At 63.5% G+C, this 17,944-nt stretch carries 16 protein-coding genes and 1 pseudogene; 6 read left to right on the top strand and 11 right to left on the bottom strand.

The annotated features are described in order from the left end of the window. Positions 1–10: 10 nt before the first annotated feature. The 4 genes and pseudogenes from K5880_RS10465 to K5880_RS10450 form a co-directional block, all read left to right on the top strand. Complete coding sequence (locus K5880_RS10465; RefSeq protein WP_297651421.1) at positions 11–979, top strand: hypothetical protein; 969 nt, start codon at positions 11–13, stop codon at positions 977–979. Then, positions 976–1,584 carry a single-stranded DNA-binding protein gene (locus K5880_RS10460; RefSeq protein WP_297651420.1) on the top strand — a complete coding sequence of 203 codons (609 nt, stop codon included), beginning with the start codon at positions 976–978 and terminating at the stop codon, positions 1,582–1,584. Before K5880_RS10465 ends, K5880_RS10460 begins: the two co-directional genes overlap by 4 nt. Before the next feature lie 67 nt (positions 1,585–1,651). Next, positions 1,652–1,882, top strand: a complete 231-nt coding sequence (locus K5880_RS10455) for a hypothetical protein (protein ID WP_297651418.1) — start codon at positions 1,652–1,654, stop codon at positions 1,880–1,882. Between the two features lie 362 nt (positions 1,883–2,244). Further along, positions 2,245–2,976: pseudogene (locus tag K5880_RS10450) on the top strand (ribonucleoside-diphosphate reductase, adenosylcobalamin-dependent); the annotation flags it as partial. A 435-nt stretch (positions 2,977–3,411) separates the two neighbouring features. Here K5880_RS10450 and K5880_RS10445 read toward each other — a convergent pair. The 11 genes from K5880_RS10445 to K5880_RS10395 all read right to left on the bottom strand — a co-directional run bounded on the left by K5880_RS10445 (position 3,412) and on the right by K5880_RS10395 (position 15,624). Continuing rightward, positions 3,412–4,134, bottom strand: coding sequence for a TetR/AcrR family transcriptional regulator (locus K5880_RS10445; protein WP_291125492.1), 723 nt, complete (start codon positions 4,132–4,134; stop codon positions 3,412–3,414). 91 nt (positions 4,135–4,225) lie between these two features. Next, complete coding sequence (locus tag K5880_RS10440) at positions 4,226–5,377, bottom strand: acyl-CoA dehydrogenase family protein (RefSeq protein ID WP_291125493.1); 1,152 nt, start codon at positions 5,375–5,377, stop codon at positions 4,226–4,228. Between the two features lie 45 nt (positions 5,378–5,422). Then, positions 5,423–6,211, bottom strand: coding sequence for an ABC transporter ATP-binding protein (locus K5880_RS10435; RefSeq protein WP_291114700.1), 789 nt, complete (start codon positions 6,209–6,211; stop codon positions 5,423–5,425). A 60-nt stretch (positions 6,212–6,271) separates the two neighbouring features. Continuing rightward, the gene (locus K5880_RS10430; RefSeq protein WP_291114698.1) at positions 6,272–7,522 is read right to left on the bottom strand and encodes an ABC transporter substrate-binding protein; all 1,251 of its coding nucleotides are present in this window, start codon (positions 7,520–7,522) and stop codon (positions 6,272–6,274) included. 81 nt (positions 7,523–7,603) lie between these two features. Further along, positions 7,604–8,662 (bottom strand): branched-chain amino acid ABC transporter permease, encoded by a 1,059-nt coding sequence (locus K5880_RS10425; RefSeq protein WP_291114696.1) that lies wholly within the window; start codon positions 8,660–8,662, stop codon positions 7,604–7,606. Continuing rightward, positions 8,659–9,543 carry a branched-chain amino acid ABC transporter permease gene (locus K5880_RS10420; protein WP_291114694.1) on the bottom strand — a complete coding sequence of 295 codons (885 nt, stop codon included), beginning with the start codon at positions 9,541–9,543 and terminating at the stop codon, positions 8,659–8,661. Before K5880_RS10420 ends, K5880_RS10425 begins: the two co-directional genes overlap by 4 nt. Then, positions 9,540–11,507: an AMP-binding protein gene (locus tag K5880_RS10415; protein ID WP_291125496.1), complete on the bottom strand. Its 1,968-nt coding sequence runs from the start codon at positions 11,505–11,507 to the stop codon at positions 9,540–9,542. The genes K5880_RS10420 and K5880_RS10415 overlap by 4 nt, the downstream gene beginning before the upstream one ends. Further along, positions 11,504–12,301 (bottom strand): ABC transporter ATP-binding protein, encoded by a 798-nt coding sequence (locus K5880_RS10410; RefSeq protein ID WP_291125498.1) that lies wholly within the window; start codon positions 12,299–12,301, stop codon positions 11,504–11,506. Before K5880_RS10410 ends, K5880_RS10415 begins: the two co-directional genes overlap by 4 nt. A gap of 106 nt (positions 12,302–12,407) precedes the next feature. Next, positions 12,408–13,169 carry an SDR family NAD(P)-dependent oxidoreductase gene (locus K5880_RS10405; RefSeq protein WP_291125500.1) on the bottom strand — a complete coding sequence of 254 codons (762 nt, stop codon included), beginning with the start codon at positions 13,167–13,169 and terminating at the stop codon, positions 12,408–12,410. A 26-nt stretch (positions 13,170–13,195) separates the two neighbouring features. Continuing rightward, complete coding sequence (locus K5880_RS10400) at positions 13,196–14,434, bottom strand: thiolase family protein (RefSeq protein WP_291125502.1); 1,239 nt, start codon at positions 14,432–14,434, stop codon at positions 13,196–13,198. A 122-nt stretch (positions 14,435–14,556) separates the two neighbouring features. Further along, on the bottom strand, positions 14,557–15,624 hold the full coding sequence (locus K5880_RS10395) for a CaiB/BaiF CoA-transferase family protein (protein WP_291125505.1): 1,068 nt from the start codon (positions 15,622–15,624) through the stop codon (positions 14,557–14,559). Between the two features lie 106 nt (positions 15,625–15,730). Here K5880_RS10395 and K5880_RS10390 point away from each other — a divergent pair, with 106 nt between their 5' ends. Continuing rightward, positions 15,731–16,543: an enoyl-CoA hydratase/isomerase family protein gene (locus tag K5880_RS10390; RefSeq protein ID WP_291125508.1), complete on the top strand. Its 813-nt coding sequence runs from the start codon at positions 15,731–15,733 to the stop codon at positions 16,541–16,543. A 15-nt stretch (positions 16,544–16,558) separates the two neighbouring features. After that, entirely contained in the window at positions 16,559–17,785 is a 1,227-nt protein-coding gene (locus K5880_RS10385; RefSeq protein WP_291133988.1) for a phenylacetate--CoA ligase family protein, read from the top strand. Positions 17,786–17,944: the final 159 nt, after the last annotated feature.

The following is a 17,944-nucleotide window of genomic DNA, read 5'->3' as shown; positions in this document are numbered from 1 at the left end:
AGGAAACCAAGTGCGAGACTATTTCAAGTTCTTCGTCTTCCTCGTGACGAGCCCCTTCTGGGGTGCGTTCCGGGCAGGACGAGCGATTGCGCGGGCCGCCAAGCCTGCTGCCAAGCGCAAGGCACCGGCCGTCACGGTGAGCGACGCGGCCAGCAATGCACGTACACCTGTAGCGCCCGTTGCTGCTGGTGTGCCATCACCAGACTTTGCGAGCGCGGTTCAGAACATCGACTTTCAGGCGGCGGACCGCATCATCTCGATCGGTCTAGTGCCTGCGGTAGGTGTCATCAATCTGCGTGTGTACAAAGCAAGCAAGACGATCAAGCGCGACTTGATCATCAATGAGCCTCGGCTGCGCGCGATCATGAAAGGTCGCCGCTTCACGTTTGCCGATACGGCCTTCGACCCCAAGAGCGATCTGGAGGAAGTTAAGGACGAGACGGTGCAACTTGCCGAGGAACTGATCAACCGTCTTGGCAACGCCCGCGTTAAGGGCAAAAAGCCGACGAAGGACGAACGCAGAGCGGATATAGCCAAGCCGGCGCCTGTTGCGAAAGCAAAGGACTCGGAGCTGCAGAAGACGCAGGCCCAGCCTGTGGCGAAGCAGCCAGCGAAACCCGCCGCGCCGTCCAAGACAACCTCGGTTGAAAAGCCGAAGGGAATGGAGAGCAAGGTGTTCGCACCAACGCCGACGGTGGGAATCACCTACGTTGGCGTGCTCAAGCAGTCTGGATCTCATCGCATGACCCCCCGGGATCGTGAGCCCTATGAGGTCTTTCAAGCCACCATTCTTCTGGACAACGGCGCGGAACTTCCTCTGCGCGGTGCCGAACTCGAGCGCGAGCTCGATGCGGCAGGCTGCCAAGTTGGCGAGCGTGTCTCGATCACCCCGATGGGGAAGGTCCCGGTCACGTTGGCCGGTGGGCGCGAAGGAAGCAAGAACCTGTACAAAGTTGAAAACCTGATGGTGTCCGCATGATCCTGATCAATGTCCACGGCCGACTGGCCCACCAGCCCGAGCTCAAGATGTTGGGCAACGGCGGTGCTGTCTGTGAGTTCCGTCTGCTGAGCACTCGTTTCGCGAAGGGCGAGGAAGTCACCGAAGCGGTGACGTTCTTCTGCTTCGACGCGGAAGCCGAGAAGTTCTGCGAGACGGCTGAGAAAGGGCAACTGATCTCGGCAAGCGGTACTCAGGAGACTTCGTCCTACACCGATGCAAACGGTGCGCGCAAGTCTTTCACCAAGTACAGGATGACCTGGCACCAGAAGGGAGCGCGTCCGCGCAGCTCCCAACAGGGGGCGCAACAGTCCGAAGGCGCTGGCGCTCAGCGGTTCAGCAATGAGCGGCAGGGCGGCGGCAACCAGGGCGGCGCGCGCCAGGCTCCCAACAACATGCGTGCGACTGGCGGTGGCTTTGGCCGCCCCTCGTCCGCCCAAGGCCAGCAGTACCAACGTGGCCAGAACGAGTCCCACCGTGACTCTGCGGCGCCCCAACAGGCAACGCAGCAGAGCGGTGGGGGCTTTGACGACTCTGGATTCGATCGCAGTGACTCCGCGTTCGATGACGTTTCCGGCTTCGTCTGAGCATCAACCAACCCTTGGCCGGGACACCTCCCGGTCGGGGGTGCCTTCGGTCACAACCGGAGACAACATGTGCATCGGTGAGAACCTGCGAGAGCAGGTAGTGAAGTTCCAGCAGGCTACAGGCGAGGAAAGCATGGTCGTTGTGATTGAAAAGCACGACGAATCCATGGCGATCCACCGCATCGGCTTCAATCCCTACGTGGGGCTGATGGTCGACGGCAAACCGCCTTCGCCGCAGTGGTGGCAGGAGGCTGAGGCCTTCCACCCCCTGCAGTGGCCGCCATCTGTGGTGCATTGAGCGCAGCGTCCGGTCCAGTGTCAATACTGGACCGGATCGTTTGCCTGGTGGCCGCAAGGCCCGGACAATTTCCCTAAGCTTTGCCAAAAGTGTCCGAGTTGGGCTCCTTTGACAAAGCTTCTGCTCCAAGAGAGCGAAACGCGGATCTGGGACACCGCGAGCCTTTCCCCGAGAGAGGCGACCCCAGACATCACCACCGATCTCAAGTCTCGCTGAGGCTTGCTATCCGGCAGCCATGGCCGTTCGCCAAGGACGGCATTTCCCCACGGGGCCAGCCAATGCGCACCTCCCCGTTGGGGGGTGTGCATTGGCGGGTCTCGTAGACCCCCTTTAGCAATTCAACCCCCAACTGAGAGTCCCCAATGAAACAAGACTTCAACGTGCTGCCGCCCCTGCCTGCTCAGGATCTGTGCGCTCACGTCTTCAAAGAAAAGTACGCAGCACCTGGTGAAACCACCATGCTGCAAGTCCAGCAGCGCGTGGCCAAGGCCTTGGCGACCACGCCTGAGATGGAGCAGCTGTTCCTGCAGACGCAGATCGACGGCTTCATCCCGGCCGGGCGCATCAACAGTGCTGCTGGAATGGACCGCGTGGCTACGATGATTAACTGCTTCGTTCAGCCTATCGCGGACACCATGACCGGGTACAAAGACGGCATGCCCGGGATCATGGAAGCCCTGGCGCAAGCCACGGAAACCATGCGTCGAGGTGGCGGCGTCGGCTACGACTTCTCGCTGATTCGCCCCAGTGGCGCGCATGTGAAGGGCACCGACTCCACGGCCTCCGGCCCGGTGAGCTACATGCGAGTCTTTGACCGAGCCTGCCAGACGGTGGAATCGGCCGGTGCCCGCCGCGGTGCCCAGATGGGCGTGCTGCGCTGCGATCACCCGGACATCGAGGCGTTCATCGACTCGAAGAAGACCCCGGATTTCAAGACCATGGGTCTGGACGAGGCGGAAGAGCGCCAGTTCATGAAGCTCCTGGCGAGCAAACCGAACTTCGGCTGGATGGTGCGCGGCGCGTTTGCGCAGCTGTCTCAGTTCAACATCTCGGTGGGCGTGACCAACGAGTTCATGGATGCGGTCATCAGCGATGGTGACGTAGGGCGCCACATTAAATGGAACTGGCGCCAAAGTGCTGCGACTGGAGGTCACTAGTTGTTGCGACTGCCCTATTTCGCGCCAAAGTTATCGCCAACTTATGGTGGTATTGGGTCTTGCTGCGCCCTTCTCACAGCGCATAAAACGTCGGTGTCCAGGTCGTCTATGCGGGGCGGATTCACCGGTCGATGCAACACATTCGCTGAACATCTCAGCGGGGATATGGAAGCCGAGCGTCTTGCGCGGCCTCTCGTCGGTTACTAGCGGGGCTCTTCATTGCCCACCCGCAGGTACTTTTAAACGGTGTTGCGAGCCAGGCCTGTGGGCCTGGAGATCTCGCGGATGGACATCTGTGCGCGCAGTGCCCAGCGTCTCATGACACTCGGTGTCGCAGCTTTCAGTGGAAGACAACAGGCTTCCGTCATATAGCTACCGACTTCTGGCTGACTTTGACGTCATGCCCATCTTTCCGACCGCAACCGGACGAATGCCATGAGCCAGCAGGCCGATGAAAATGTCAGCGACCTCATCGCCACGCAGGCGACCTTCTGCGTGGAACCATTGGGAAATTCCCCCGACGGCCCCCATGAACCAGAATACGGCCAACTTGGCATCGCATGGTGCGATGGACCCGTCTCGAATGCCATCCTCAAACACCTGGCGCAACTCCAGATCGAACTTGCGGCGCCTTGCGGTGATCTTCTTCTGATCCGCGGGCGTCATGGCCGAAAAATCGTGCAGGATCGCAGGCGCCCCCATTTCGTCGGTCAGCAGTGAGATGTAGTTCTTGATGAAGGTCGTGATGCGTCCATACCCCGTGGATTCCGAGGCAATGGCGTCCTTCAGAACCTGGTCCCCCAGCCTCATCGACAGCTCGTGGCACTCGTAGATCAGTTCCTGCTTGTTCTTGAAGTAGTAGTAGAGCGCCGGCTTCGTGACATTGAGCGCCGCAGCGATCTCATCCAGAGACACATTCTTGTACCCGTGGCGGCCGAACGTGCGGGACGCCTCCGCAATGACCGCCTGCTTCTTCAGCTGGTATTGTTCATCCGCGCCGCCGACCGCGTTGTTCCACTTCACGCTCTTGGCAGGGCGTTTGGCGGCCGGGCAACGGGGCCGCAGCTTCGGCTTGGCGTCGACTTGCGTGCTCATTCTTCTGTGTCCTCTGCGCATTTGCCCCGAAAAGGGCGAGTTTCAATGATATCGGACAGGCAAGTCGCAACGCCAGACCTGCGAGCTGGCGTCAACCCGCCAGCAGTTGCCGCGCGATGATCAGCCGTTGGATGTGGCTGGTGCCCTCGTAGATCTTCGTCACCCGCACGTCGCGGTAGTAGCGTTCGACGGGGAAATCGTTCACGTAACCATAGCCGCCATGCACCTGAAGCGCGGCCGAACAGACCTTCTCCGCCATCTCGCTGGCGAACAGTTTGGCCATCGCGGCTTCCTTGATGGACGGCAGCTTCGCGTCCGTCAAGCGCGCCGCGTACAACATGAACTGGCGCGCCACGTCCACCTGCGTGGCCATCTCCGCCAGGTCAAAGCTGACGGCCTGCAACTCGGCGATCGGCTTTCCGTAGGCTTCACGCTCCTTCGCGTATCGGATCGCGGCCTCCAGGGCAGCGCGGGCAATGCCGATGGACAGCGCAGCGATCGCAATGCGGCCGTCGGAGAGCAACGAGAGCGCCTTGCCGTAGCCGCGACCTTCCTCGCCGATCATGTTCTTCGCCGGCACACGCAGGTTGTCCAGCTGAATCTGGGCCGTGTGGGCCGTGTGCTGGCCCAGCTTGTTTTCGATTCGCAGGCATTGGTAACCGGGCTCCTTCGGGTCCGCGATGAACAGGCTGAAGCGGTCGCGAGCGCCAGGCGCGCCCGTGGCGGCAACCACCAGGGCGAAGCCGGCCTCGCTGCCGTTGGAGATCCATTGCTTGCTCCCATTGAGCACGTAGCTGTCCCCCTCGCGCCTCGCCGTGGTGCGGATGGCGGCGGTGTCGGAACCCGCATGGGGCTCCGACAACAGGAAAGCCCCGATGCGCTGGGCGCGGGCCAGCTCCGGCAGGTAGGCGCGCATCTGCTCCTCGGTGCCGAATGAGCGCAGCACGTGCGCGGACGAGTTGTGCACATGCATCATGGTGGCGAAACCACCATCCGCAGCGGCGAACTCCTCGATCGCCAGACAGTACTCCACGAACGACAGTCCGGATCCGCCGTGGGCCTGAGGCGCCAGCATCCCCATGAAGCCGAGCTCGGCCACCGCCCGGATTTCATCGTGGGGCCAGGCGCTGCTGCGATCGCGCTCGGCCGCGGTGCTGGCCACCACTTCGCTGGCGACGCGACGGGCCGACTCCCGGATCATCACTTCCTGTTCGCTCAAAAATGCATTGGAAACACTTGTCATGGCTCGTCCTTGAAGGTTGTCGATGGCGTTGGGCGGATCGGCCCATCAGCCCAACCACCGCTTGCGGCGGCGGTAATGTTTCATGTCCCTGAAGCTCTTGCGCTCGCCTTCCACCGTCAGGCCCAGGTAGAACTCGCGCACGTCCTCGTTGCTCCTGAGGCTGGCAGAGGGGCCTTCGAGCACGACCCGACCGCCTTCCATCACGTAGCCGTAGTCGGCCAGCTCCAGCGCGACGCGCGTGTTCTGCTCGACGATCAGCAGCGTCAGGCCACTGGCCTTGAGATCGGCGAGCAAACCGTAGACCTCTTCCACCATGAGCGGTGCCAGGCCCAGCGAGGGCTCATCGATCATGACCAGCTTGGGTCTGGCCATGAGGGCCCGCCCGATCACCAGCAACTGCTGCTCCCCCCCGGACAGGTAGCCCGCCGTGCGGTGGCGCAAGGCGGCAAGCCGCTGGATGCGGCCATACACCTCGTCCAGCAGTTCACGGGCGTCTCGCCCAGGGCCCATGTGCCCGCCGACCACCAGGTTCTGCTCCACCGTCATGTGCCGCAGCACCTTGCGGCCTTCCATGACATGCACCAGCCCCCTGCGCACCTGCTCGGCCGGGTTGCCCCCCGTGATGTCGGCCCCATCGAAGCGGATGGTGCCCGCCGTCACGCGGCCATCTTCGGTCTTGATCAGGTTCGAGATGGCCTTCAGGGTGGTGCTCTTGCCCGCCCCATTAGCGCCCAGCAAGGTCACGCACTGCCCGGTGGGCACCTGGGCGGAAATGCCTTTGACAGCGAGGATGACATCGCTGTACAGGACCTCGACGTTGTTCAGTTCAAGCACGGGTGACTCCGTTGGAGTGGGCGTGGACCGCGATCGATCCGGATCCACGCCGGGGTTCATTTACCACTTGTTCAACACGGGCATGGGAACGTTCTGTTCCAGCAGCTTGTACTTGCCCTTTTCCACCGTGCCGATGTTGACGGCCAGGCCTTCGGTGGGAAATGGCGCATCCTTGCCGTACTGCAGGTTGGGCAGCACGCCAAAGCTGCGCTCGCTCGGCATCGGCGTGGACAGCAGCGCCGCGCGGACGTCCTCCCCCTTGACGCCCTTGACCCCCTTGGTCTTGATCGCCTGCTCGACGGCACGGGCCACGATGAGGCCCTGGCTCATGCCCATGATGCAGGCCGAGGTGTAGCTGACCTGTGCCTTGTACTTGCTGCGCAGCTGGTCGAAGAAGGCCCGCGCCGTGGTCGGATCGTCCGTGGGCATGGCCATGCCGTAGACCTCGTAGTTGCCTTCCATCTGCTCCAGACCACCCAGGGCCTTGCCCGATGAAATCAAGCCGTTGTGGGCCGACATGACGATGGGGATGTTGGTCTTGCCCAGGCTTTGCAGGGCACGGCGCGTCGCCACCACGGAGGCCGTGTTGTTGAAGACCTGGAGTACGGTCGCGCCCTTGCGAATCAGGCGGTTCACTTGCTGCGTCAGGTCGGTGGGCTGGGCTTCGGTGTAGACCGTCTCCACGACTTCCAGGATCTTGGGGTTGTCTTTCGCGAACTTCTCGGTTCCCTTGTGGATGTCCACGTAAGCCGGGGACACTTCGGAGGAAATCACACCGACCTTGATGGGCGCGGCGGAACCGGATTTCTTCTGCAACCAGGTGTAGAAGGCCGCCACCTCGTGCGGGTAGGTGGCTCGGGCGTTGAACACCCAGCTGTCGCTCTTCCAGGCAAAGCCATAACCGGCCGTGGCCAGGACCTGGGGCACCTTGTCGTTGGGCAGGCGCTGCTGCAGGGCCGCCGCGTCCGACCCGCCGATGCCCAGAATGGCCACGGGGTCCAGCTCCGACCGGATGCCGGGCCACAGGCTGGCGACCTGCGCGACGTCGTAGCGCGTGTCGTACTCCTTGACGCGAAGCGCCACACCCTGGGGCTTGCCCACCTCCTCACTCCACCAGTCGAGCACGCCCTTGCGGCAACCGGTCATGTCCTTCATGACGTCGGCATAAGGCCCGGTGAAGTCGGCCAGTCCAGCGATGTTGTAGGTGGTCTGTGCCTGGGCCGTGCCCGCGAGACCGAACACACCGGCGGCCAAGGCACCGCATCGCGCCACGCGGGCAAAGGCCGACAGACATCCATTGTTTGTATTCACGCAAGTCTCCTGGTTTTGATCACGCTGTCCAACACGAATCAACCGTCCTCCAGCGCAGCGGACGGCCGCGAAAGTCCGGTATCAGTAGGGGTAGGGCCACATCCGGTAGGACCGCTTGAGAATGTTCCAGCGGTGCATCAGTCCACGCGGCTCGAAGATCAGGAAGCCGGCGATGATGCCGCCCAGAAAGATGTTCATCGCGGCGAAGACCACGTCGCCGCTCAGGAACGAGAAGCTCTCGACCAGGGAAGGGCCCATGCTGGTAAAGGACTCCTGCGCAAGGCGGATGACGAACACACCAATCAGTGCGCCTGTCACCGAGCCCATGCCACCCACGATGATCATGGCGATGAACCAGATGGAGTGGATCAGGGTGAACTGATCGATCGAGACGAAGCGCACGTAGTACGCCCACAGCCCGCCTCCGATGCCCGCATAGAAGGCGCCCAGCAGGAAGGCCAGTGCCTTGGTGCGCACCACGTTGATGCCCATCATGCCGGAGGCGACGTCGTCATCGCGCACGGCGGCGAAGATCCGGCCATGCCGGCTGCGGGCCACGCCATAGGCGCCCGCGATCATGATGCAGGCCACCACCAGACACAGGTAGTAGACGCCGGCATCGGTGTCGAGCACCACGCCGAACAGCCGTGCCGCATCGACCGTGATGCCGTTGGACCCACCCAGCCAGGCAGCGGGCAGGTTCAGCACCATGAAATGGAACAGGATCTGCGCCGCGATCGTGGTGAGGGCCAGGTAAAAGCCCTTGATGCGGACAGCGGCCAGGCCAAACACCAGGCCGAACAGGGCCGCGCACACGCCACCGACCGGCAACGCGATCCAGAACGGCAGGCCGCCCTTGGTCGCGAGCAGCGCGGTGGCGTAGGCGCCCACGCCCATGAAGGCTGCCTGTCCCATGTTGATCTGCCCGGCCAGGCCGGTGTTGATCTGCAAGCCGATCACCACCACGGCGGTGATCAGCATCGAGGTCATCACCGCCACCGAGCGGGCGTCGGCGATCAGGGGCAGCGCAAACATGGCCAAGACGAACAAGGCCAGCGTCACGGCCTGGCTGCGCGTGCGCACCAGCGCCTGGTCCTGGGCAAACGAGGTCGCGAAAACACCTGCGGGATCCATGCTCATACCCTCTCAATGGTTTTCCAGCCGAACATGCCGGTGGGACGGATCAACAACATCAACAACATGATGATGAAAGGGAAGACCGAGCCGAGCGCCCCGCCCACCAGGGGATCGAGGTAGGCCGACGCCAGCCCCTGGATAACCCCGACCAGAATGCCGGCTAGCAGCAGCCCGGCCAGCGACTCCAGGCCCGCGAGCAGCGCCACGGGCAGCGCGGCCAGGCCGATGTCGGAACTCATCATGTTGATGGACCGGCCACTCAGGTGGACCATCGCGCCCAGCGTCGAAAGCACGGCACCCAGCATCCAGGCAAACGCGATCGAGCGTTGCACCGAGATGCCCATCGACATCGCGACCTGGTGGTCTTCGGCCACGGCCGTCATCGTCAGACCCATGCGGGTCCGATTGAAGAACCAAGAAAGGCCAAAGCCGATGGCCACGGTCAGGATGCCGCCGTAGAGGAGCGAGCGGGAGATCACCACATCACCCAGGATGATGGGTTCGATCGGAAAGATGATCGGGAAGGCGCGCACCTGGGGACCAAAGAACACCAGCACAATCCCGCGGATCAGGATCAGCAGTCCGATCGTCACCATCACCATCGAGAACACGGATTCGCCCACGAGGCGCGCGAAAAAGATGCGCTCGATCATCAGGCCGAAGATCGCCGCGCTGGCGAAGGCCACGGGCAAGCCCAGCCACACCGGCATGCCCATCTGGATGATGGTCCACCACACCATGTAGCCGCCGAAGACGACCAGCTCCCCCTGTGCAAAGTTGAACACTTTGGACGCGCGGTAGATCACCACGAAGCCCATCGCCATGAGGGCGTAGAGCAGACCGGTCAATGCCCCGTTGACGAGGTAGTTCAGAAAATCGCTCATGCGGGCCTCCTTCGCTGGGGTTCGGTCAAGGTGTTCGAACCGGATCCGTCGGCATCGTGAATGAACACCTTCGCGTTGAAGTTGCTTCGGCGTCCGTCCTGGTAGGTCACGGGGATGTCGATCCGCACCTCACGGGAGCCGTCGTAGAGGCCCTGAATCAGGGCGCTGTAGCGCTCCTCCAGGAACTCGCGCCGCAGCTTGCGCGAACGCGTCAGCTCCCCCTCATCGGGATCGAGTTCCTTGGGAAAGTTGGCGAACCGCTTCACCCGCGCATGCACCGGCAGAAACTGGTTGACGCGCGCGATTTCCTGGCTGATCAGGACCGCGATCTCGGGGCGTTGCGATAGATCGGTGAAGGTCGAGAAACCGATGCGCTTGTCTTCGGCCCAGCGTGACAGCACCGCCATGTCGATGTTGATGAGCGCGGCCACGAAGTCACGTCCTTCATCGCCCACGGTCATGATGTCCTTGATGAACGGGCTGAACCGCAAACGCGTCTCGACGAACTGGGGCGGAAAGGTATCGCCGCTGCGCAGCCGTTTCAAGTCGGACAGCCGCTCCAGAAAGACCAGCTCTCCGCGGTCGGTCCGGGTCACGGCATCGCCGGTGTGGAACCAGCCGTCCTTGACCTTGGACTCGACCGACCCCTCCCGCCGGTAATAGCCCAGGAAAGGACTGCCACCCCGGATCTGGAGTTCGCCGTCCGGGCTCACCCGCCATTCGAGGGGAGGACCGGCCTCCGGGTGCGCCCGCATCCAGTGCCCCACGGTTTCCAGGTCGAAGCGGTCACTCTGGTGGCAGGTGAGCAGGCCGGTTTCGGTAGAGCCGTAGATGTTGCGCAAGGGAACGCCCATGGCATGGAACATGCGGAACACGTCGGGCGCCATGGTGGCCCCGCCACAGCTGGCAATGCGCAACCGGGTCAGCCCGAGCTGGTCCCGCAAGGGCCGCAGGACCAAGGCTTCGGCCAGGGGGAACTGCAGGCGGTCCAGCCAGCCGATCGGTTGACCATCCAGGCGGCCCACGTTGAAGGCGCGCCCCACCTTCAAGCCCCACTCGTAGACGGCGCGCCGCACGGGCCCGGCGTCCAGCATGTGGGCCTGCACCGAGGAGGCCATGCTCTCCCATTGGCGCGGGGCAAAGGTCATGGCCTCGACGGCCAGCTCGCGGATGTTGGCCAGCACCTGCTCGGGGTTTTCCGGGAAGTTGACCACCATGGGCAGCCCCAGGCCCACCGAGATGCCGTTGATCTGCTCGGTCGCCCAGGCCGGCGCGATGTAGCTCAGGTACTCCATGCCCGGCTGGGCGTCGGTGGCCTGGATCAGGCGCTGCGCGTTGTCGATCAGGAAACGGTGCGTGAGAACCACCCCTTTGGGTTTGCCGGTGGTCCCCGAGGTGTAGGACAACACGGCCACGTCGTCGGGCGAGCCTTTTGCCAGCAGCGAACGGTACAGCCCGGGGTCCTGCGCCTCCAACGCACGCCCCTGCTGCTGCACCGAGCTGAAGGTGCCGAGGATCGGGTCGTTGTAGGACCACATGCCGGTGTCGTCCCAGTACACGATGTGGCGAAGCAGCCCCAGCTTGTCCTTGACCTCCAGGCCCTTGTCCACCTGCTCCTGGTCCTGGGCGAAAAGGCAGACCGTCTCGCTGTCCTCCAGCAGGTACTGGACTTCGTCCGCCGTCAGATCCGGGTACAGCGAGACCACTTTGCAGCCCAGCGCATGCGCCGCAAATTCGGCCCAGTAGTGCTGCGGCTCGTTCTCACCCATGATGGCCACCGTGGCACCGCGCTGCACGCCCATGTGGTGCAGCCCCAGGGCCAGCTCCAGCACCTGGCGTTCCACCGCCGCAAAGCTGTATTCGCGCCAGATGCCACGTTGCTTGTGGCGCTGGGACAACCGCTCGGGTGTGGCCTGCGCATGGCGCTGCAAAAGCTGTGGCAGGGTTTCGATCTTGAGCATCATGGCCCGCCCTCCCCGAGATAGGCTTTCATGACAGCGGGATCGGCCTGAATTTCGCGAGGGGTGCCCTCGGCGATCTTGCGACCGAAGTCGAGCACCGCGATGCGGTCCGCAAGGTCCATCACCACGCCCATGTCGTGCTCCACCAGCACGACCGGAATCCGCTTGGCTTCGCGCACGTCCAGGATGAAGCGCGCCAGGTCTTCCTTTTCTTCGGCGTTCATGCCGGCCATGGGCTCGTCCATCAACAGGATGCGGGGGTCCTGGGCCAGCGCCCGCCCCAGGTCCACGCGCTTGCGAAGGCCGTAGCCCAGGCTGCCCACCGGGGCGTGGCGAATCGCCTCGATTTCCAAGAACTCGATGATTTCCTCCACCACCTCCCGGTGGATCACCTCTTCGCGCCGGGCCGCGCCAAAGTAGAGAAACGACTCCGCCAGGTTCGTGCGCATGTGCATGTGGCGCCCCACCATCAGGTTCTCGACCACCGTCATACCCGAGAAGATGTGCGTGCCCTGAAAGGTCCTGGCCAGGCCCTGGCCCGCGACCTCGTGCACCGCCATGTGGCGCACGCTGCGGCCCCCGAGCGTGATATCGCCCTTCCTGGGGCGGTAGAAGCCGCTCAGGCAATTCATGAGCGAGGACTTCCCCGCGCCGTTCGGACCGATGATGGCCAGCAGCTCGTCCTTGCGCACATCGATGGACACATCGTTGAGCGCGACGATGCCACCGAACTGCAGCAACAGGTTCCGGGCCGAGAGCACCACATCGTGCGAATGGGCACTGGTGGTGGCCGTCATGAGGGCTGCCTCTTGCCAGGTGGGATCATGTCCATCGGGTCTCCTTGTTCAGACCATTGGGGGGTCTTGCGGTGGGGTTCTTTTCGGGCTGGCGCATCGGCCCCGGTCAGAGCCGGGCGCCACCATCGATGCTCAGCGTGGTGGCGTTCAGGTAGGCGTTCTCCACCACATGGCGGACCAGGGCAGAGAACTCCGGCGCCTGCCCCATGCGGTTCGGGAACAGGATGACTTTCTCGATGATGTTTTGCGCCACCTTGGTCGGCATGCCGGCCGACATGCCTGTCTCGAACAGACCCGGCGCGAGCGCGACGACCCGCACCCCGTGCTGCGCCAGGTCTCGCGCCACGGGTAGGGTCAGACCCATGACTCCCGCCTTGCTGGCGCTGTAGGCGGCCTGCCCCATCTGCCCTTGCCAGGCCGCCCCCGAAGATGTGTTGACGATCACGCCGCGCTCGCCGTCCACATTAGGTTCGTTTTGAGCCATGGCCCGGGCAGCGTGCCGGATGACGTTGAAGGTGCCGGTGAGGTTGACACCGATCACGCGGTTCCAGAGGTCCAGCGGAAACAGCTCGCCCTTGGACAAGGTCTTGCACGGGCCCAGAATGCCCGCGCAGTTCACGGCCACCTGCAAGGCACCGAACGTGCGGACCGCGAACGCTACGGCGGCCTCCACACTGGCGTCGTCGGCCACATCCACTTTCAGTGCGCGCACGCTGTCGCCCAAAGGCGTCATCTCGCGCACCAGGCGGTCTTCGTCCAGGTCGACCGCCACCACCTTGGCGCCCGCATCGACCAGGGCCTTGCAGGTCGCCAGACCCAGGCCCGAACCCGCGCCGGTCACCAGCGCCACCGTGTTCTTGATGTCCATGTTGCTTGCTTCTTTCGGTAGGGCGCTCAGCGCGCCAGGATCGTGATGCAGGCCACGGCTTCCTCGATGCCTTCGAGACCACCGCCGTTTTCTGCCAATGCGATGCGCGCGCCTTCCACTTGCCGCGCGCCGGCTTCGGCGCGCAGCTGGGTCACCAGCTCATGCACCTGCGCCAGGCCTGTCGCACCCACCGGGTGCCCCTTCGACTCCAGCCCACCCGATGGGTTGATGGGAATGCGCCCACCGATGCGGGTGTCGCCCCGCTCGGCGATCACGCCACCCTGGCCGAACTCGCAGAAGCCCAGGTTTTCGGACTGGATGATTTCGCCCATGGCGGTGGCGTCGTGGACTTCGGCCACGGAGATGTCGTCAGGCCCCACACCGGCCAGCTCGTAGGCCCGGCGCGCGGCCAGCGCCGTGCAATGGTTGGCGTGGTCGTCCTCGCTGCGGGCCGAGCCGCTTTGCACGAGGGTGGCCAGCACCCGGATCGCCCGGCGCGCGTCGAGGCCCAGCCGCTGGAGCGCGGACCGGTTGCACACGATGACCGCGGCCGCACCGTCCGACACCGGAGAACACATCGGCAAGGTCAGTGGGTAGGTGATGGGCGGCGCGGCCAGCACGTCGTCGATGCTGTAAGCCACCTGGTACTGCGACAGCGGGTTGTGCACCGAGTGCGCGTGGTTCTTGGCAGAGACGGCCGCCAGCTGCCGCTGCGTGGTGCCGAACGTGCGCATGTGGGAGCGCGCGAACGCCGCGTACACGTCCATGAACACGCTGTAGGGCCGGGGTGAAGTGGACCCCTCCGGCACCAACACATCGCGCCCGAGCTTCATCAGGTCGTCGCGAATCTCGGCCGCCCGGGAGAGATCCCAGGCGCTGTCAAAGACCGAGAACATCTTCTGCTTGTCCGTGGTGAACATCTTCTCCGCGCCAATGGCCAGGGCCACGTCACTGGCACCTGACCGGACGTGGTTGCACGCCAGCACGAACGCGGAGGATCCGCTGGCGCAGGCGTTCTCGATGTTCACCACCGGGATGCGCCCGATCCCCATGGCGCGCAAGGCAATCTGCCCGCGGATCATGTGCTGGCCTTCCATGTGACCTTGGGAGGTGTTGCCAAAGAAGGCGGCTTGCAGGTCCTCCTGCCGCATCCCTGCATCCACCAGCGCCGCCTCGGTCGCCTCGCGCGTCAGCTGCTTGATGTCTTTGTCCAGATGTCGGCCAAACGGGGTCATCCCCACACCAACGACATAGATGTCTTCCAACACATTTCTCCTTTAAGCGGGTCGAATGGAGGCGCCGCCTCGACACCGATCTACTGTTTGTAAAGTTGTTTTACTGTAAAGTAGAATTTTGACGAAACGACTAGGGAAATCCCGATGCCTGATCAGACGGCGGTGGCCCGATCCGTCAGCGCCAGAAATCGCAATCCCCTCACGGTCTCGACATCGCCTTCCGGCGTGACGCGGTACAGGCCACGCGCCACGTTGTGTGGGTGGACGGCCGCCTCGGTCATGTTCAGCACCGGTGCATAGCAGGCGTCCGTCCCCTCCAGAAGCTGTGTCCAGTGGGCACTGGGCTGCGATGCGAACAGCGCCGTCATCCGCGCCTTCAGCGTCGGCCACGCCGATCGGTTCATCTGATCGGACAACACCACATCGGTCAGCCCGAGCCGCTGCAGCAGCAGTGCGTAGAACGGTGGCTCGATGGCCCCCACGGTGATGTAGCGACCATCCGCACAGAGGTACCGGTCGTAAAAGGGCGAGTCGTGGAACACACTGGGCACCCCCGGATCAAAACCACCTGCGGCGCTGATGATCTGCACCAGCGGAGACAGCATGGCCAACACATCCACGATGGCGCCATCCACCACACAGCCCTGCCCGCTCGACCTGGCCGCCAGCAAGCCGGACACCATGCCCAACGCGAAACCCAGCGCGCCCGCCGCATCGCCCAGCACCGTGGGGGGCAGCATGGGCGGGTGACCAGGGCGCTGCGTCAACGCCATGAGGCCGGTGAGCGCCACATAGTTCATGTCGTGGCCGGCGGCCTGCGCCAGTGGCCCGTCCTGGCCCCAACCGGTCATGCGCCCGTACACCAGGCGCGGGTTCAGCGGCGCACAGGCGCCCGGCCCAAGACCCAGGCGCTCCATGACGCCGGGCCGGTTGCCCTCGATCAGCCCGTCACTCGCCGCAACGATCTCCAGCGCGTGGGCGCGGCCGTGGTCCTCTTTCAAGTTCAAGACCACGCGGCGCTTGCCGCGAGACAACAAACCATCCTCACGCGGCGTCATGTCCTTGGGCAATGCGCCCGGTCCCGGACGCGCCACCAGCGTGACCTCCGCCCCGAGTTGCATGAGCAGCAAGCCGGCCAGAGGCCCCGGTCCGATGCCCTCGAACTCCACCACTTTGATCCCCTTCAACGGAGACCCCTGCAATGCCGCCTGCTGGTTCATTCTGCTCTTTCGGTTGTTTAATTTTTACTGTAAAGTAAAATTAACAACCCTGCAGTAATGGAAATTACCGAGGGCCCGACTGCCGGTTGAATCGCAGAATCCGATCATGAAAAAACAAGCCATGGAGAGAGAAACAATGCCGCCACCCGCTGTTGTCGTGGAAGTCCGCCAAGGGGCGATGTGGATCCGCCTGAATCGGCCGGAGGCCATGAACGCCCTCACACCGGAACTGCTCAACGGCATTGATCAGGCCCTGAACGAGGCCGAGAAAAACCCCGAGGTTCGGGCGGTCGTTCTCACCGGCGCGGGCCGGGCCTTCTGCGCCGGGGCTGATCTCAAGTACGTTCGCGCGCAATCGGACCCGGACGGCCCGCGTCGGTTTCTCGACTGTGTCCTGACCACGATGAACCGGCTGGACAGCTTCCCAAAACCGGTGATCGCCGCACTCAATGGACTGGCCCTGGCCGGCGGCCTGGAGTTGGTGCTCTGCTGCGACCTAGTGCTGGCCGCTCGTGGCGCCAAGATCGGCGATGCCCATGCGAACTACGGTTTGTTGCCGGGCGGAGGGGGCTCGGTTCGCCTACCCCGCGTCATTGGGCCCACACGCGCCAAGTACCTGCTTTTCACAGGTGACTTTCTCACTGCGGAAGACATGATGCAGGCCGGTCTGGTCAACCAGGTGGTGGACGCAGGAGATCTGGAGGAGGCCACCCAGACTCTGGTGGACAAGATCGCCACCAAGAGTCCGCTGGGCGTGAGGCGCATGAAGGCGCTGATCGACGATGGCCTGCAACAACCCATGGAGACCGCATTGCGCCTGGAACTGCTCGCCTCGGAAGTGCATTCGCACAGCGCCGACCAGTGCGAAGGATTGTTGGCCTTCGAAGAGAAGCGGCCGCCCCGATTCACGGGCCAGTAGGCGAAGAGGCCGACCATGACGTACCCCTTGCCGCCGGATCGGCTCGCCTACCTTCGTGCCGCGCAGCAGAACGCCTACGACCGCGCGCCCGCCATCCGCGACATCTACGAGCGCACGGGCATGACGCCGCAGGAGATCCGCAGTGCGGCCGACTTGGCGCGCCTGCCCGTCACGAGCAAGGACGCGCTGCTGGACCACCAGCGCAAGGCGCCGCCGTTCGGCGGCTTCCTGGCCGCCGACGAAGCAGCGATCCGGCGCATCTTTGTGTCGCCAGGCCCCATTTACGAACCTCAGTTGAACGACGATCGGGACGGTCACGGCTTTTCCCATAGCTTCCGGCGCGCGGGCATCGGCCCACAGGACCGGGTGCTGAACACATGGTCGTATCACCTGGTACCTGCAGGTGTCCTGCTCGACCAGGGCATCGCGGCCACAGGCGCCACCGTCATTCCCTGCGGCCCCGGTGGCGCCGAACAGCAGGCCCAACTGATACTGGAACTGGGTGTCACCTGCGTCTGCGCCTCAACGGCCTTCTTCATCACGCTGATCAACACACTGGAGCAGTTGGGCCATCCGCTTCCGGCGGCCTGGAAACTCAAGTCGGTGCTGCTCGGTGGGGAAATGGGCGACTGGATGGGCAAGCGGCGTGCACTGGAGAACCGCTACAGCATCAAGACCTTCTCAGCGTACGCGACCGGCGATTTTGGCCTCATCGGCTACGAAGAAGCGGGCCATGAAGGCTACACCGTGCAGCCGCAAAGGCTGGTCCAGATTTGTGACCCCCGAACGGGCATTCCCTTGCCCTTGGGTCACACCGGTGAGATCGTGGTCACCACCCTGAATCACGGCTGGCCCCTTGTGCGGTTTGGTACAGGCGATTTGGCCGAAGGTATCGCCACCTCGACCGACGGATTCGTCAGCCGCATCAGCCCGCTGAAGGGCCGGGTTGGACAGGCGGTGAAAGCCCGCGAAATCTTCATCTATCCGCGCAACATTGAAGAGATGCTGGTGCGCATCCCGCAGATTCAACGCGCGCAAGTGGTTGTCTCGAAGCGTGAGCACAGAGAGATTCTTACCTTCCGTGGGGTGCTGCAGCCCGGTTTGACTGCAACCTCGATCGAGAAGGACTTGCGAGAGCTCTTCAAAAAATACATTCGACTGAAGCTCGATGCAGTCGAATGGATATGCGGGGACGATCTGGCCGCCGACGCCGCTCTTCTGGTCGATCTCAAGCACATCTAGCCCACCGGCAATCAAGCCATTGCTCATCACCCATTGTGTGAGCGATGCAACTCGCGGTTTGCATGCCCGAGCCATTTTTCTGCAAGGCAGCCGCCCGCCATCGACAAAGTTTTCAGCGTCTCGCCAGAAGTCAAGTTGCAAGAACCTTGGCGGCGAAGC

It is taken from the genome of Hydrogenophaga sp., from assembly GCF_025699295.1.
Taxonomy (GTDB): Bacteria; Pseudomonadota; Gammaproteobacteria; order Burkholderiales; family Burkholderiaceae_C; genus Hydrogenophaga.
The sequence above is the reverse complement of the archived record's forward strand: the minus strand, read 5'-3'. Positions and strand labels throughout refer to the sequence as shown.

Coding starts and splice junctions, on each gene's coding strand:
- K5880_RS10460 (WP_297651420.1), top strand. CDS start 976: ATGATCCTGATCAATGTCCACGGCCGACTGGCCCACCAGCCCGAGCTC.
- K5880_RS10455 (WP_297651418.1), top strand. CDS start 1,652: ATGTGCATCGGTGAGAACCTGCGAGAGCAGGTAGTGAAGTTCCAGCAG.
- K5880_RS10445 (WP_291125492.1), bottom strand. CDS start 4,134: ATGAGCACGCAAGTCGACGCCAAGCCGAAGCTGCGGCCCCGTTGCCCG.
- K5880_RS10440 (WP_291125493.1), bottom strand. CDS start 5,377: ATGACAAGTGTTTCCAATGCATTTTTGAGCGAACAGGAAGTGATGATC.
- K5880_RS10425 (WP_291114696.1), bottom strand. CDS start 8,662: ATGAGCATGGATCCCGCAGGTGTTTTCGCGACCTCGTTTGCCCAGGAC.
- K5880_RS10420 (WP_291114694.1), bottom strand. CDS start 9,543: ATGAGCGATTTTCTGAACTACCTCGTCAACGGGGCATTGACCGGTCTG.
- K5880_RS10415 (WP_291125496.1), bottom strand. CDS start 11,507: ATGATGCTCAAGATCGAAACCCTGCCACAGCTTTTGCAGCGCCATGCG.
- K5880_RS10410 (WP_291125498.1), bottom strand. CDS start 12,301: ATGACGGCCACCACCAGTGCCCATTCGCACGATGTGGTGCTCTCGGCC.
- K5880_RS10405 (WP_291125500.1), bottom strand. CDS start 13,169: ATGGACATCAAGAACACGGTGGCGCTGGTGACCGGCGCGGGTTCGGGC.
- K5880_RS10395 (WP_291125505.1), bottom strand. CDS start 15,624: ATGAACCAGCAGGCGGCATTGCAGGGGTCTCCGTTGAAGGGGATCAAA.
- K5880_RS10390 (WP_291125508.1), top strand. CDS start 15,731: ATGAAAAAACAAGCCATGGAGAGAGAAACAATGCCGCCACCCGCTGTT.
- K5880_RS10385 (WP_291133988.1), top strand. CDS start 16,559: ATGACGTACCCCTTGCCGCCGGATCGGCTCGCCTACCTTCGTGCCGCG.